Genomic DNA, 13,486 nt, shown 5'->3' on the forward strand with positions numbered 1-13,486 from the left:
TGTGCAGTGGCCACGACGCCCGCGCCGACCGCCGAGCAGCCGATGGACGACGACGCCCGACGACTCGCCGAACTCGGCTACAAGCAGGAGCTGCGCCGCAAGTGGAGCGGCTTCTCCAACTTCGCGATCTCGTTCTCCATCATCTCGATCCTGGCCGGCTGCTTCACCACGTTCGGCCAGGCGTGGAACAACGGCGGCCCGGTGGCGATCTCCTGGGGCTGGCCGCTGATCTCGCTGTTCATCCTGATCATCGGCTTCTGCCTGGCCGAGCTGGTGTCGGCGTACCCGACAGCGGGCGGGATCTACTGGTGGGCGGCGACGATGGGCCGGCCGGTGCACGGCTGGTTCACCGGCTGGCTCAACCTGATCGGGCTGGTCGCGGTGACCGCGTCTGTCGACTACGGCTGCGCCACGTTCCTCAACCTGACGCTGTCGGCGCTGTTCGACGGCTGGGCCGGCACCGGGCACCAGACGTTCGGGCTGTTCGTGGTGATCCTCGCGCTGCACGGGCTGATCAACATCTACGGGCACCGGATCATCGACGTACTCCAGAACGTCTCGGTCTGGTGGCACGTCGCCGGCGCGGCCGCCGTGGTGCTGATCCTGGTCCTGGTCCCGGACAACCACCAGAGCTTCCAGTTCGTGTTCACCGAGCGGTTCAACAACTCCGGCTTCGGTGACGGCGACACCGGCGGGCTGGCGTTCTGGTTCTACGTGCTGCCGCTGGGCTTCCTGCTCACGCAGTACACGATCACCGGCTTCGACGCCTGCGCGCACGTCTCCGAGGAGACCCGGGGCGCGTCCAAGGCCGCCGCGCAGGGACTGTGGCGGTCGATCTTCTACTCGGCGGTGGGCGGCTGGATCCTGCTGCTGGCGTTCCTGTTCGCGGCCACCGACGTGGACGCCATAAACGAGGCGGGCGGCTTCTCCGGGGCGATCTTCGAGAGCGCGCTGACGCCGTTCTTCTTCAAGGCCGTCATCATCATCTCCACCATCGGGCAGTTCTTCTGCGGCATGAGCTGCGTGACGTCGATGTCGCGGATGGCGTACGCGTTCAGCCGGGACCGCGCGGTGCCCGGCTGGAAACTCTGGTCGAAGGTGAACCGCAACGGCACGCCGGTGAACGCCATCATCGGCGCGACGCTGGCCGGGCTGGTGCTCACGCTGCCCGCGCTCTACCAGCGCGGCGGCATCCCGGTCGCGTTCTACGCGGTGGTGTCGGTCGCGGTGATCGGGCTGTACCTGTCCTTCATCATCCCGATCTTCCTGCGGCTGCGGATGGGCGACCGGTTCACCCCGGGCCCGTGGACGCTCGGCCGCCGCTACAAGCTGCTCGGCTGGATCGCGGTGGTCGAGATCGCCGTCATCTCGGTCTACTTCGTGCTGCCGATCGTCCCGGCCGGTGTGCCAGGCAACCCCGACTTCAGCTGGACGGCGGTGAACTACGCGCCGATAGCGATCGGTGGCGTGCTGCTCGGCGTCGCGATCTGGTGGTACGCCTCGGCCCGCAAGTGGTTCACCGGCCCGCGCCGCACCGTCGACCAGGCCGAAGCCGAACCCGAGCCCGCCGAGCCGTCGTAGCTGTCGGTGGGTCCTGCCATCATCCGGCCATGGACTCGGAAGCGGTGGTACGCGCGTTGTGGGATCGCATGCAGGCCCGGGACTGGGCCGGCGTCGGCGACCTGCTGGCCGACGACGTGGTCGTCGAGTGGCCGGTCAGCGCCGAGCGGATCGTGGGCCGCGACAACTACGTGAAGGTCAACGCCGAGTACCCGGAGGGCTGGTCGATCCGGGTGCTGCGGGTGGTGGCGTCGGGCGACACTGTGGTGTCCGAGGTGGAGGTGCCGCACGAGGGGATGGGCGTGCACCGGGTCGCGTCGTTCTGGACCGTGCGCGACGGGCGGATCATCGACGGCCGGGAGTACTGGACCGCCCTCGGCCAGGACCCGTCCCCGCAGTGGCGAGCGGCCTGGGTCCAGCCGATGTGAGCGCCGGGCCGTCCGGCGACCTTGGCGATGGCTCGTCGGTCAGATCGCAGGACCGATCTGCTTGGCCAATGCGAGGAAGGACCGCCACGAAGACGGCGTGACGTGGAGGGTGCCGCCGTCGCGGTTCTTGCTGTCGCGCACCAGCACCACTCCCGGCAGGTTGTCGGCCACCTCGACGCAGTCGGTGTTGCCGCTCCGGGTCGCCTTTCGCCAGGTCGCGCCGCTCAGATCCATGACGTCTCCACCTCTTTCAGAAGCTCGAGAGACTGCCGGCGGGGCAAAGCTTCACTCCGGATCATCTCCCATCTCGACTGAAGCGTAGCCACGTCGGCGTCGCCGTCGATCACGCTCGTGGTGAGCTGGCATTCCATGCTGGCGACCCAGCCACCCTCCGCGCCTCTCGCCAGAGTGAACGGACCGGACAAGCCGATGTGCAGCCCGACCTGTAGTGGAAGCACGTGGATACTGATGTGCGGGCGCTCGGCACAGACGACCAGGTGCTCGATCTGCTGAGCCATCAGGCCGCGGAAGCTCTCTTCGCGGCGGTGCAGCATTCCCTCGTCGAGTACAGCGATGAGCTGGGGCGGAGATGGCTGCCGCAGGACTTCCTGGCGATCCATGCGGGCTGCCACGCGGCTCTCCACGTCGGCGTCGCTGAGTAGGTCGTCACAGCGAATCACCGCTCGGGCGTAGTTCTCCGTCTGGAGCAGGGCTGGAATGAGAGTCGGGTGGAAGCACCGGAGCTGGCGAGCGTTGCGTTCGGCATCGAGCCATGGTCTAAGCCAGGACGGCAAGCCCTCGCGTTCGGCCATCTTGAGCAGGGACACGAGCAGGCCGCCGGAGTTCAGCACCTCGTCGGCACGAGCCAAGAAGAGCCGGTCGTACGGACGGCTGCCGGTTTCGACGGCGGACACCATTGACGGGGAGTAGTGGACCAGCCGGCCGAATTCCTCCTGATTGAGACCGGCAACGTTCCGTAGTCGGCGGAGCTGCGCACGGATCAACTCTGCTGTCTGTTCCTCCACAGTTCCTCCACAGTCCGTGCGTGAATTTCATTCGACATCTGCCGGCGGTGCCGGTACTTCACTGGTGCGCCGTGACCAGGCTCGATGCCTTCCGACCGTAGTGGTGTCCTCACCAGACTGTCACGCAAGCGGATCCGCTCGTCGCAGGCGAGCACGGGCGGATTCCAGCCCGGGGCCGCCCGGTCCCGACGATGCCGGGCGGTCCCCTCCATCAACGAGGAGGCCGATATGCGTGTCCGATGGTTCCGGTGCCGTACCCGCGAGCTGCCCACCCTGCCGAAGCGCGAACCCGGCGGCAATCTGCCGGCCTGGATGCGTGAACCGACCCGGCCGTTCCCCACGGTTCGCCCAGGCAGCCCGGGGCGTCTGACGCCGGCGCAGGAGTGGCGGGCGAACGGGGGCCGTTGGTGACGGCCCTGGTCGGTGTGCTCAGCGCCATCGGGCACGTCGGGTACCAGCCGGACTGGGTATGCGAGCGCTGTCAGGAGCCGTGGCCGTGTCCCGCCCTGCGACGCATTCCGCGTGATCAGCTCGATCCGGCAGCGCTCATCCGAATGATGGCGTTCCTCGTGCGCGGCGCGATCCGGGATCTGCGTGGCCGAGTCGAGGGGCCGGAACCGCCCGAGATCGTCCGGCGGTTCTTCTGGTTCCTTCCGCTCAGCGACGACGAGGCTCGTGCAATCGCTCGAAGGCTGCGGTGATGGGCCGGCGCGTGGTTCCGCACCTGCCTGTGCGCCCGCTCTGGCGGTGCCGCAACTGCGGGGCGGAGTGGCCCTGCCAGCCGGCCCGGCTGTCGCTGCTCGTCGAGTACCGGGAGGACCGCACCGCGCTGCTGCTCTATCTCGGCGGGCTGATGACCGAGGCGCGGGAACAACTCGCCCGCTTGAATCCCGACCACGCGCCGGACCTGCACCGCCGTTTCCTGGCCTGGGCGCGGGTTCGTGGCTGACGCGGGGTGGGCTGTCCGCGTACCGAAGGGGTCAGATCGTGGGGCGGCGGTGGGTGAGCGGGAAGCGGAGGATGCGGTCGTCGCCGGCCGCCGGGGTGCCGCGGCCGTCGCGGTTGCTGGTCGCCACCCAGAGCGCGCCGTCCGGCGCGACCTCGACGGTACGCAGGCGGCCGTACGTGCCGACCAGCTCCGCCACCGGTACGCCGACGCGGCCGGCGGCGTCGACGGGCACCGCCCAGAGCCGGGCGCCGCGCAGCGCGGCGACGTAGAGCGTGCCCCTGGCGAACGCGGCGCCGCTCGGGGACGCCTGCGCGGGCGGCCAGACGACGACCGGGTCGCGGTACCGGGGATCACCGGCGACGCCCTCGACGATCGGCCAGCCGTAGTTGCCGCCGGGCACGATCCGGTTCACCTCGTCCCAGGTGCTCTGCCCGAACTCGGTGGCGAACAGCCGCCCCTGCCGGTCCCAGGCGAGGCCCTGCACGTTGCGGTGGCCGTAGCTGTAGACGAGTGAGCCGGGGAACGGGTTGCCGGCCGGCACGCCGCCGTCCGGGCGGATCCGCAGGATCTTGCCGTTTCGGCTGGTCAGATCCTGCGCGCGGGCGGACACCCCGGCGTCGCCGATTCCGGCGTAGAGCATGCCGTCGGGGCCGAACGCGATCCGGCCGCCGTCGTGGACCGCGCTGCGGGCGATGCCGCTCACCAGCACCTGCGGTGGCTGGGACGAGCCGAGGCGGAACCGGACGATCCGGATGTCGGCAGCGGTGGTGTAGGCGGCGTAGACCCACCTGTCGCGGCGGTACCGGGGGAGACCGCGAGCCCGAGCAGGCCCGCCTCGCCGCCCGCGGCCACGTCGGCGATCCGGGCCACCTGCCGGGCCGGGCGACCCGGGCGTACGCGCAGGATCGTGCCCTGGTCCCGCTGCGCGACCAGGGCGCTGCCGTCGGGCAGGAAGGCCAGCCCCCACGGCGCCTCCAGCCCGGTCGCGACGACGCGAGGGCGGGTCAGGTCGTAGCCGGACCAGCCGGCGCGCAGGTCGAGCGCGACCGGGCGCTGGTGCGCGTCGGCGGGGACCGGCAGGTCCGGGCCGTCCGCGGCCGGGCGGCCGGTGGGCCGGTTGCCGGCGTGGGCGTCGGTCGCGGCCAGCACGATCGCGAGGACGGCGGCGACGACCGCGACGGTACGACGGCGCATGTGCACTCCCCGGTTTCGCACCCGGCCTCGCCGGGGCATTGACGGTGATCCGGTTTGCCAGTAGACCTTGGTGATGGAGGCCCCTGATGAAACCAACGCCGCTCTCGCTGGAACAGTTGCGGGTCGCCGTCACCGAGGGTGAGATCGACACGGTGGTGCTCGCGCTCACCGACATGCAGGGCCGCCTGCAGGGCAAGCGGTTCCACGCGCCCTACTTCCTCGACCAGGTGGTCACGCACGGCAGCGAGGGCTGCAACTACCTGCTCGCCGTGGACGTCGACATGAACACCGTCGACGGGTACGCGATGTCGAGCTGGGAACGCGGCTACGGCGACCTCGCCATGCGCCCCGACCTGGACACGCTGCGCCGGACGCCCTGGCAGCCCGGGTCCGCGCTGCTGCTGGCCGACCTGGAGTGGCTGGACGGCTCCGGCCCGGTCGTCGCCTCACCCCGGCAGATCCTGCGCAAGCAGCTCGACCGGCTGGCCGCGCACGGGCTGACCGCGTACGCCGGCACCGAACTGGAGTTCGTGCTCTACCGCGACTCGTACGAGGAGGCGTGGCGGCGCGGCTACCGCGACCTGACCCCCGCCAACCAGTACAACGTGGACTATTCGCTGCTCGGCACCGCCCGGGTCGAGCCGCTGCTGCGCCGTATCCGCACCGAGATGGCCGGCGCCGGGCTCACCCCGGAGAGCGCGAAGGGCGAGTGCAACCTCGGCCAGCACGAGATCGCCTTCCGGTACGACGAGGCGGTGCGCTGCGCCGACCACCACGTCATCTACAAGAACGGCGCGAAGGAGATCGCCGCCCAGGAGGGTATGGCGATCACCTTCATGGCGAAGCCGAACGAGCGGGAGGGCAACTCCTGCCACATCCACTTCTCGCTGCGCGACGCCTCCGGCTCGTCGGCGATGCTGGGGGACGGACCGGCGCACCTGAGCGTCACCGGGCAGCGGGTGCTGGCCGGGCTGCTCGCCACCATGCGCGAGTTCAGCCTGTTCTTCGCGCCGAACATCAACTCGTACAAGCGCTACCAGCCCGGCTCGTTCGCGCCGACCGCGCTGCGCTGGGGCACCGACAACCGCACCTGTGCGCTGCGGCTGGTCGGGCACGGGCAGGGGATGCGGGTGGAGAACCGGGTGCCGGGGGCCGACGTCAACCCGTACCTGGCGATCGCCGCGCTGGTGGCCGGGGCGGTGCACGGCATCGAGAACGAACTGGAGCTGGCGGACGAGTGCACCGGCAACGCGTACGACGACCCGGACGCCGAGCGGGTGCCCACCACGTTGCGTGACGCGCTGGACCTGTGGCAGCGCTCGGAGGTGGCCCGGGAGGCGTTCGGCGACGAGGTGGCCGCCCACTACGCCAACCAGGCGAAGGTCGAGCTGACCGCTTTCGACGCCGCGGTGACCGACTGGGAGCTGACCCGTGGCTTCGAACGCCTCTGACCCCGCCCCCTCCCCCTCCCCCTCCCTCGCCCTCGCGCCCTCCCTCGCCCCCGCGATCTTGCACTTGCGGCCCCCGTGGAGGGCGTTATGCGGCTTTCGTCGGGGCAGCAACTGCAAGATCGCCGAGGTGAGAGGGAGGGGGACGCGTGGGTGAGGTGATCTCGCCTGTTGACGGGGCGGGGATCGGGGTTGTTCCGGGGTGCTCCGTTGAGGACGTGGATGCGGCTGTCGCGCGGGCTTCCGCCGCGTTCGAGACGTGGCGTCGGGTGGCGCCGGGGGATCGGGGGCGGCTGCTGCGGCGGTTCGCCGCCCAGGTCGACGCCCATCTCGAGGAGCTGGCTCTCCTGGAGGTACGCAACGCCGGGCACACCATCGGCAACGCCCGCTGGGAGGCGGGCAACGTCCGCGACGTGCTCGACTACTACGCGGGCGCGCCGGAACGGCTGACCGGCCACCAGATCCCGGTGCCCGGCGGGCTCGACGTCACGTTCCACGAGCCGCTGGGCGTGGTCGGCGTGATCGTGCCGTGGAACTTCCCGATGCCGATCGCCGGCTGGGGATTCGCCCCGGCGCTCGCCGCCGGCAACACGGTGGTGCTGAAGCCGGCCGAGCTGACCCCGCTCACCGCGCTGCGCCTGGCCGACCTGGCCCGCGACGCCGGCCTGCCCGACGGCGTGTTCACCGTGCTGCCCGGCCAGGGCAGCGTGGTCGGCGAACGGTTCGTCACCCACCCGGCGGTCCGCAAGATCTGCTTCACCGGTTCGACCGAGGTCGGCACCCGGATCATGGCCGGCTGCGCGGCCCAGGTGAAGCGGGTGACGCTGGAGCTGGGCGGCAAGTCGGCCAACATCGTGTTCGCCGACGCGGACCTGGAGAAGGCGGCTGCGACCGCGCCGTACGCCGTCTTCGACAACGCCGGCCAGGACTGCTGCGCCCGCTCCCGGATCCTGGTCCAGCGCCAGGCGTACGACCGCTTCCTCGAACTGCTCGAACCGGCCGTACGGGCGGTGCGGGTGGAGGACCCGGGCCTGGACACGGCCGAGATGGGCCCGCTGATCTCCGCCGCGCACCGGGACCGGGTCGCCGGGTACGTCGACGGGGCGGACGTGGCCTTCACCGGCGCGTGCCCCGACGGCCCCGGATTCTGGTACGCCCCGACGGTGCTGCTCGCCGGCTCCCCGGCCGATCGGCACTGGCGGGAGGAGGTCTTCGGCCCGGTCGTCTCGGTGCTGCCGTTCGACGACGAGGCGGACGCGATCCGGCTCGCCAACGACACCGAGTACGGGCTCTCCGGCTCGATCTGGACCCGGGACGTCGGGCGGGCGGTGCGGGTGGCCCGCGCCGTCGACTCGGGCAACCTCAGCGTCAACTCGCACTCCTCGGTGCGCTACTGGACCCCGTTCGGCGGGATGAAGCGTTCCGGCCTGGGCCGGGAGCTGGGTCCGGACGCGCTGCACGCCTTCACCGACGTCAAGAACGTGTTCATCGGCACCGAGGAGTGATCACAGTGCAGGGACGGCTTTCCGACCGGGTGGCGGTCGTGACCGGCGCGGGCAGCGGCATCGGGCTGGCCACCGTACGGCGTTTCGCCGCCGAGGGCGCCCGGGTGGTGTGCGTGGACATCGACGCCGACGCCGGCACCCGGGCCGCCCAGGAGGTGGGCGGCGAGTTCGTCGCCGCCGACGTGGCCGACGAGACGGCGGTGCGCGACCTGTTCGACGGGGTGGTGCAGCGGCACGGCCGGGTGGACGTGTCGTTCCACAACGCGGGCATCTCGCCGCCGGACGACGACTCGATCCTGGAGACCGGCCTGGACGCCTGGGAACGGGTGCTGCGGGTCAACACGACGAGCGTGTACCTGTGCTGTAAGTACGTCATCCCGCACATGCGCCGGCAGGGCAAGGGCTCGATCATCAACACCGCCTCGTTCGTGGCGCTGATGGGCGCGGCGACGTCGCAGATCGCGTACACGGCGAGCAAGGGCGGCGTGCTGGCGATGACCCGGGAGCTGGGCGTGCAGTTCGCCCGCGAGGGCATCCGGGTCAACGCGCTGTGCCCCGGGCCGGTGGCGACGCCGCTGCTGCTGGAGCTGTTCGCCAAGGACCCGGAGCGGGCGGCCCGGCGGCTGGTGCACGTGCCGATGGGCCGGTTCGGCGATCCGACCGAGATCGCCGCCGCGGTGGCGTTCCTCGCCAGCGACGACGCCTCGTTCATGACCGCCGCGCAGTTCGTCGTCGACGGCGGGATCACCGGCGCGTACGTCACCCCACTGTGAGCGCGAGAAGGCCGGTCATCGGCATCACCGCGTACGTCGAGCCGGCCGGCTGGGCGGTGTGGCGGGACGTGCCGGCGACGCTCGTGCCGCACGCGTACGTCCAGGCGGTCACCGCGGCGGGCGGCCGGGCCGTGGTGCTGCCCCCTGACGACGCCGACGCGGACGTGCTGGGGCTGCTGGACGGGCTGCTGCTGGCCGGCGGCGCGGACGTCGGCCCGGAGCGGTACGGCGAGCCGCCGGACCCGCGTACCGAGAGCCGGCCGGAGCGCGACGCCGGGGAGACGACGCTGCTGACCGCCGCGCTCGCCGCCGACCTGCCGGTGCTGGGCGTGTGCCGGGGCATGCAACTGCTGGCGGTGGCGTACGGCGGCCTGCTGCACCAGCACCTGCCGGACGTGGTCGGGCACGACGGGCACCGTCCCGCGCCGGGCGTCTACGGGTCGCATCCGGTGCGCTTCGCCGCCGGCAGCCGGACCGCCGAGGTGATGGCCGGGGTGGACCGGGTCAACTCGTACCACCATCAGGCGGTGGCCGACCCCGGCGGCCTGGCGGTGACCGGCTGGGCCGACGACGGGGTGGTCGAGGCGGTGGAGGATCCGGCGCGGCGCTTCGTGCTCGGGGTGCAGTGGCATCCGGAGAACGAGCCGGACCCGCGGCCGGTGGCCGCGCTGGTCAGGGCCGCGATGTCGGCCAGATCACACACCCGCGTTTCGTAGGTGCGCGGACAGCCGAATCGACGGTCCCGCCGACCCGGCGAGGGCCGCCCGAGTCGCCCCGGAGCGTCGGTTACGCCAGGATGACACGGAGGTAAGCAGCGTCGAACGGTACGGGTGCGTTACGTTGCTCGTCCGTCGGGGTAGTAGGCGGGGACGGTCGGCGTGACAGCGCCGACCGTCGTGATCATGGCCGGAGCGGGAGGCTGCATGGGCTCGGCCCAGGGGGGCGGGGGCGACAGTCGTTCGTCCCCGGCGGCCGGCGAGGCGTCACTGTCGCCGCTGCTCGCCGCGGCGTTCGCGGCCGGCGGCGAGATGGGCGAGCGGCTGCGCGCCTTCGACTGGCCCGCCACCCCGCTCGGCACCCCGGACCGCTGGCCCGCCGCGCTCAGCCACGCGATGAGCACCATGCTGTCGTCCCGCGCCCAGATGGTGGTGTTCTGGGGCGAGCAGCACCTGGCCTTCTACAACGACGCCTACCGGCCCACCATCGGCGACAAGCATCCCGCCGTGATCGGGCAGGCCGCGCACCGGCACTGGGCCGAGACCTGGGACGTGCTCGGCCCGCTGCTGGATGGGGTGCGCCGCACGGGCGTGCCCTACCGGGGTGAGAACCACCCCTTCGTGCTGAACCGGCACGGCTTCCTGGAGGACGTCTACTTCGACGTCTCGTACGACCCGATCCGCGACGTCGACGGCACCGTCAGCGGGATCTTCTGCTTCGTCAACGAGACCACCGGGCGGGTACTCGGCGAGCGCCGGCTGCGGGCCCTGGCCGAGCTGGGCAACGAGCTGGGCGACGTGCCGAGCATGCGCCGACTGGGCCGGGCCGTCGCCCGGGTGCTCGACGCCCACCGCGCCGATGTGCCGTTCAGCGCGCTCTGGTTCCACGACGAGACCGGGACGCTCGTGCCGGCGGGCTGCGCAGGCGTCGATCCGGACACCGTCGCCGGCCCGCCGCCCGGGCTGCCCGACGGCGAGCCGCTGACCGCACCGCGCTGGGTCGCCACCGCCGACCTGCCCGGCGCGGTGCCCCCGGACGCCGCCGACCAGGCGCTCCTGCTGCCGCTGACCGCCACGAACGAGCCGGCCGGCGCGCTGCTGCTCGGGGTGTCCCGGCGGCTGCCGTTCACCGACGACTACCGCGACTTCGCCGACCTGGTCGCCGCGCAGGTGTCCCGGGCGGTGGGCAAGCAGCGGGCGTACGAGCAGGAACGCGCCCGCGCCGCCGAGCTGGCCGCGCTGGACCGCGCCAAGACCAGCTTCTTCGCCAACGTCAGCCACGAGTTCCGTACCCCGCTCACGCTGGTCCTCGGGCCGCTGGAGGAGATGCTCGCCGACCGGGAGCTGCCCGAGCGGTACCTCGACCGGCTCACCGTCATGCACCGCAACGGGCTGCGCCTGCTCAAGCTGGTCAACACGGTGCTCGACTTCTCCCGGCTGGAGTCCGGCCGGCTGGCCGCCCGCTACCAGCCCACCGACCTGTCCGACTACACCTCGCGGCTGGCCAGCACCTTCCGCTCGGCCACCGAGCGGGCCGGGCTGCGCCTGGTGGTGGACTGCCCGCCGCTGCCCGCGCCGGTCTACGTCGACCGGGACATGTGGGAGAAGATCGTCCTCAATCTGGTGTCGAACGCGGTCAAGTTCACCTTCGACGGCGAGATCCGGGTCCGGGTCCGCGCGACCGACGGCGCCGCCGTCCTGGAGGTGACCGACACCGGCGTCGGCATCGCGCCGGAGGAACTGCCGCAGGTCTTCGAGCGGTTCCACCGGGTGGCCGGCGCCCGCTCCCGTACCCATGAGGGGACCGGGATCGGGCTCGCCCTGGTCCGCGAGCTGGCCGAGATGCACGGCGGCACGGTGACCGCGGACAGCGTCGTCGACCGGGGCACCACCTTCACGGTGACCATGCCCTTCGGGTACGCGCACCTGCCCGCCGACCGGGTGGCCACCCTGTCGCCGGTGCCGCTGAGCGAACCGGAGCAGGCCCGCCTGTACGTCGCCGAGACGGCGCTCTGGACCGACGAGGTGGCCCGCCCCATCGGGCTGCCGGAGCCGTCCGGCTCACCCGGCGGGTCCGGCCGGATCCTGTTCGCCGACGACAACCCCGACCTGCGCGAGCACGTCGTCCGGCTGCTCTCCCCGGCGTACGAGGTGGTGGCCGTGCCGGACGGCGTGGAGGCGCTGCGGCTGGCCGTCGAGACCCCGTTCGACCTGGTGCTGACCGACGTGATGATGCCCCGGCTGGACGGCTTCGGGCTGGTCGCCGCGCTGCGCGCCGAACCGGCGACCCGGCACGTGCCGATCGTGCTGCTCTCCGCGCGGGCCGGCGCCGCCGAGGAGGTCGCCGGCCTGTCCACCGGCGCGGACGACTACCTGACCAAGCCCTTCTCCAGCCAGGAGCTGGTGGCCCGGGTGCGGGCCAACGTCGAGCTGGGCCAGTTGCGCGGGCAGATCATCCGCCGCCTGCGGGCCCTCGCCGACGCCGCCGTGGAGATCAACACCGCCCGGTCCACCGCCGAGGTGGTGCGGGTGGCCGCCCGGCACGCGCTGCGCCTGGCCGAGGCCGGCCGCGTCCGGGTCACCGCCACCGGGGCCCGCCACGAGGAGGACGCCGGCGGTGACCTGCCCGTCGAGCCGACCGTGGTGCTGCCGCTCACCGGCACCGCCGGCGAGCAGCTCGGCGAGCTGCGGGTGTGGCGTCGCGAGGGCGGCGGCACCGAGGAGGCGGCGCTGACCGGACTGGCCCGGCTGATCGGCGTACGGCTGGAGAACGCCCAGCTCTACGAGGCCGAGCACCACATCGCCACCACGCTCCAGCACAGCCTGCTGCCGCGTACGCTGCCGCAGTTGCCCGGCGCGGTGATCGCCAGCCGCTACCTGCCCGGCAGCGCGGACGTGGAGGTCGGCGGCGACTGGTACGACGTGATGGCCACCGCCGACGACGACCTGGTGCTGGTCATCGGCGACGTGGTGGGCAAGGGCGTGCGGGCCGCCGCGGCGATGGGCCAGCTCCGCAACGCGCTGCGGGCGTACGTCCTGGAGGGCTACGACCCGGGTGAGGCGCTGACCCGGCTCAACCGGCTGGTCCACTCCGCCGGCAGCGGCTCCTTCGCCACTGTGGTCTGCCTCGGCTTCTCCCCGCGCACGGGCAGGATCCGGTACGCGAGCGCGGGCCATCCCTCACCCCTGCTGATCCGAGGAGACGACGTGGCGTTCCTGCACGATCGGGCCCTCGGACCGCCGATCGGTGCGATCCCCGGCGCCGTCTACCCGGCCGCCGAAGGCGAACTCGCGCCGGGCAACCGGCTCCTGCTCTACACCGACGGCCTGATCGAGGACCGGTCCGCGGGCATCGACGCCGGGCTGGGCCAGTTGCGGGCCGACGCGACGGCGCGCGCCGGGCACGTGGCGGACCTCGTCGACGCCGTCATGGCCCGGGTGGCCGAGCGGTCCCGGCATGACGACGTGGCGGTGCTCGCGCTGGAGGCGGCCGAGCTGAACCGGTTCGCGCTGCGCCTGCCCGCCGACCCGACCCGGCTCAGCGTGCTGCGCAAGCGGCTGGAGGACTTCCTCGTCGCCCACCACGTCGGCGAGACCGACCTGTTCGACCTGACCGTGGCGGTCTCCGAGGCGGCGGCGAACGCGATCGAGCACCCGGTCGACCCGGTGGACCCGACGATCGAGGTCGAGGTGACGATCGCCGACCGTACGGTCACCGCGACCATCCGGGACAGCGGACGCTGGCGGGAGTCGAGCGGGTCGACCTTCCGGGGACGCGGGCTGGCGCTGATCCAGGCGCTGGGGGAGATGAACGTGACCCGTACCGCGAACGGCACCGAGCTGACGCTGCGCCGCCGGCTGGCCGACTGACACCGGCGCGGCGGCGCA

The 13,486-nt window shown here is 72.2% G+C and carries 11 protein-coding genes and 1 pseudogene; 9 read left to right on the forward strand and 3 right to left on the reverse strand.

All coding sequences use genetic code 11. The features are described 5' to 3' along the window. The first annotated feature begins 6 nt into the window (after nt 1-6). The gene (locus CLT75_RS32095) at nt 7-1,581 is read left to right on the forward strand and encodes an amino acid permease (protein WP_135243800.1); all 1,575 of its coding nucleotides are present in this window, start codon (nt 7-9) and stop codon (nt 1,579-1,581) included. 29 nt (nt 1,582-1,610) lie between these two features. Next, nucleotides 1,611-1,988, forward strand: a complete 378-nt coding sequence (locus CLT75_RS32100) for a nuclear transport factor 2 family protein (protein WP_135243801.1) — start codon at nt 1,611-1,613, stop codon at nt 1,986-1,988. A gap of 39 nt (nt 1,989-2,027) precedes the next feature. Here the strand turns inward: CLT75_RS32100 and CLT75_RS32105 are convergent, their stop codons facing one another. Beyond that, the gene (locus CLT75_RS32105; protein ID WP_135243802.1) at nt 2,028-2,222 is read right to left on the reverse strand and encodes a DUF397 domain-containing protein; all 195 of its coding nucleotides are present in this window, start codon (nt 2,220-2,222) and stop codon (nt 2,028-2,030) included. Then, nucleotides 2,213-3,013: a Scr1 family TA system antitoxin-like transcriptional regulator gene (locus CLT75_RS32110; protein ID WP_135243803.1), complete on the reverse strand. Its 801-nt coding sequence runs from the start codon at nt 3,011-3,013 to the stop codon at nt 2,213-2,215. The genes CLT75_RS32105 and CLT75_RS32110 overlap by 10 nt, the downstream gene beginning before the upstream one ends. Nucleotides 3,014-3,420: 407 nt before the next feature. Here CLT75_RS32110 and CLT75_RS32120 point away from each other — a divergent pair, with 407 nt between their 5' ends. Together CLT75_RS32120 and CLT75_RS32125 are read left to right on the forward strand one after the other, a co-directional pair. After that, entirely contained in the window at nt 3,421-3,714 is a 294-nt protein-coding gene (locus tag CLT75_RS32120; RefSeq protein WP_486485317.1) for a hypothetical protein, read from the forward strand. Continuing rightward, nucleotides 3,714-3,962: a flavin reductase gene (locus tag CLT75_RS32125; protein ID WP_135243805.1), complete on the forward strand. Its 249-nt coding sequence runs from the start codon at nt 3,714-3,716 to the stop codon at nt 3,960-3,962. Before CLT75_RS32120 ends, CLT75_RS32125 begins: the two co-directional genes overlap by 1 nt. A gap of 31 nt (nt 3,963-3,993) precedes the next feature. On the opposite strand, the pseudogene CLT75_RS32130 reads toward CLT75_RS32125, so the two are convergent. Next, nucleotides 3,994-5,156: pseudogene (locus CLT75_RS32130) on the reverse strand (PQQ-dependent sugar dehydrogenase). Between the two features lie 86 nt (nt 5,157-5,242). Here CLT75_RS32130 and CLT75_RS32135 point away from each other — a divergent pair. From CLT75_RS32135 to CLT75_RS32155, 5 genes are all read left to right on the forward strand, one after another. Continuing rightward, nucleotides 5,243-6,607 (forward strand): glutamine synthetase family protein, encoded by a 1,365-nt coding sequence (locus tag CLT75_RS32135; RefSeq protein ID WP_135243806.1) that lies wholly within the window; start codon nt 5,243-5,245, stop codon nt 6,605-6,607. Between the two features lie 146 nt (nt 6,608-6,753). Continuing rightward, nucleotides 6,754-8,109, forward strand: coding sequence for an aldehyde dehydrogenase family protein (locus tag CLT75_RS32140; protein ID WP_135243807.1), 1,356 nt, complete (start codon nt 6,754-6,756; stop codon nt 8,107-8,109). 5 nt (nt 8,110-8,114) lie between these two features. Beyond that, nucleotides 8,115-8,882 carry a 3-oxoacyl-ACP reductase gene (locus tag CLT75_RS32145; RefSeq protein ID WP_135243808.1) on the forward strand — a complete coding sequence of 256 codons (768 nt, stop codon included), beginning with the start codon at nt 8,115-8,117 and terminating at the stop codon, nt 8,880-8,882. Further along, nucleotides 8,879-9,598 carry a gamma-glutamyl-gamma-aminobutyrate hydrolase family protein gene (locus tag CLT75_RS32150; protein ID WP_135243809.1) on the forward strand — a complete coding sequence of 240 codons (720 nt, stop codon included), beginning with the start codon at nt 8,879-8,881 and terminating at the stop codon, nt 9,596-9,598. The genes CLT75_RS32145 and CLT75_RS32150 overlap by 4 nt, the downstream gene beginning before the upstream one ends. A gap of 207 nt (nt 9,599-9,805) precedes the next feature. Continuing rightward, the gene (locus CLT75_RS32155) at nt 9,806-13,468 is read left to right on the forward strand and encodes a SpoIIE family protein phosphatase (protein ID WP_135243810.1); all 3,663 of its coding nucleotides are present in this window, start codon (nt 9,806-9,808) and stop codon (nt 13,466-13,468) included. Nucleotides 13,469-13,486: the final 18 nt, after the last annotated feature.

This window comes from Micromonospora sp. CNZ285 (genome assembly GCF_004637285.1).

Excerpts from the sequence above, each read along its gene's own strand:
- CLT75_RS32155 (WP_135243810.1), top strand. The coding sequence starts at position 9,806 with ATGGGCTCGGCCCAGGGGGGCGGGGGCGACAGTCGTTCGTCCCCGGCG.
- CLT75_RS32135 (WP_135243806.1), top strand. The coding sequence starts at position 5,243 with ATGAAACCAACGCCGCTCTCGCTGGAACAGTTGCGGGTCGCCGTCACC.
- CLT75_RS32100 (WP_135243801.1), top strand. The coding sequence starts at position 1,611 with ATGGACTCGGAAGCGGTGGTACGCGCGTTGTGGGATCGCATGCAGGCC.
- CLT75_RS32125 (WP_135243805.1), top strand. The coding sequence starts at position 3,714 with ATGGGCCGGCGCGTGGTTCCGCACCTGCCTGTGCGCCCGCTCTGGCGG.
- CLT75_RS32105 (WP_135243802.1), bottom strand. The coding sequence starts at position 2,222 with ATGGATCTGAGCGGCGCGACCTGGCGAAAGGCGACCCGGAGCGGCAAC.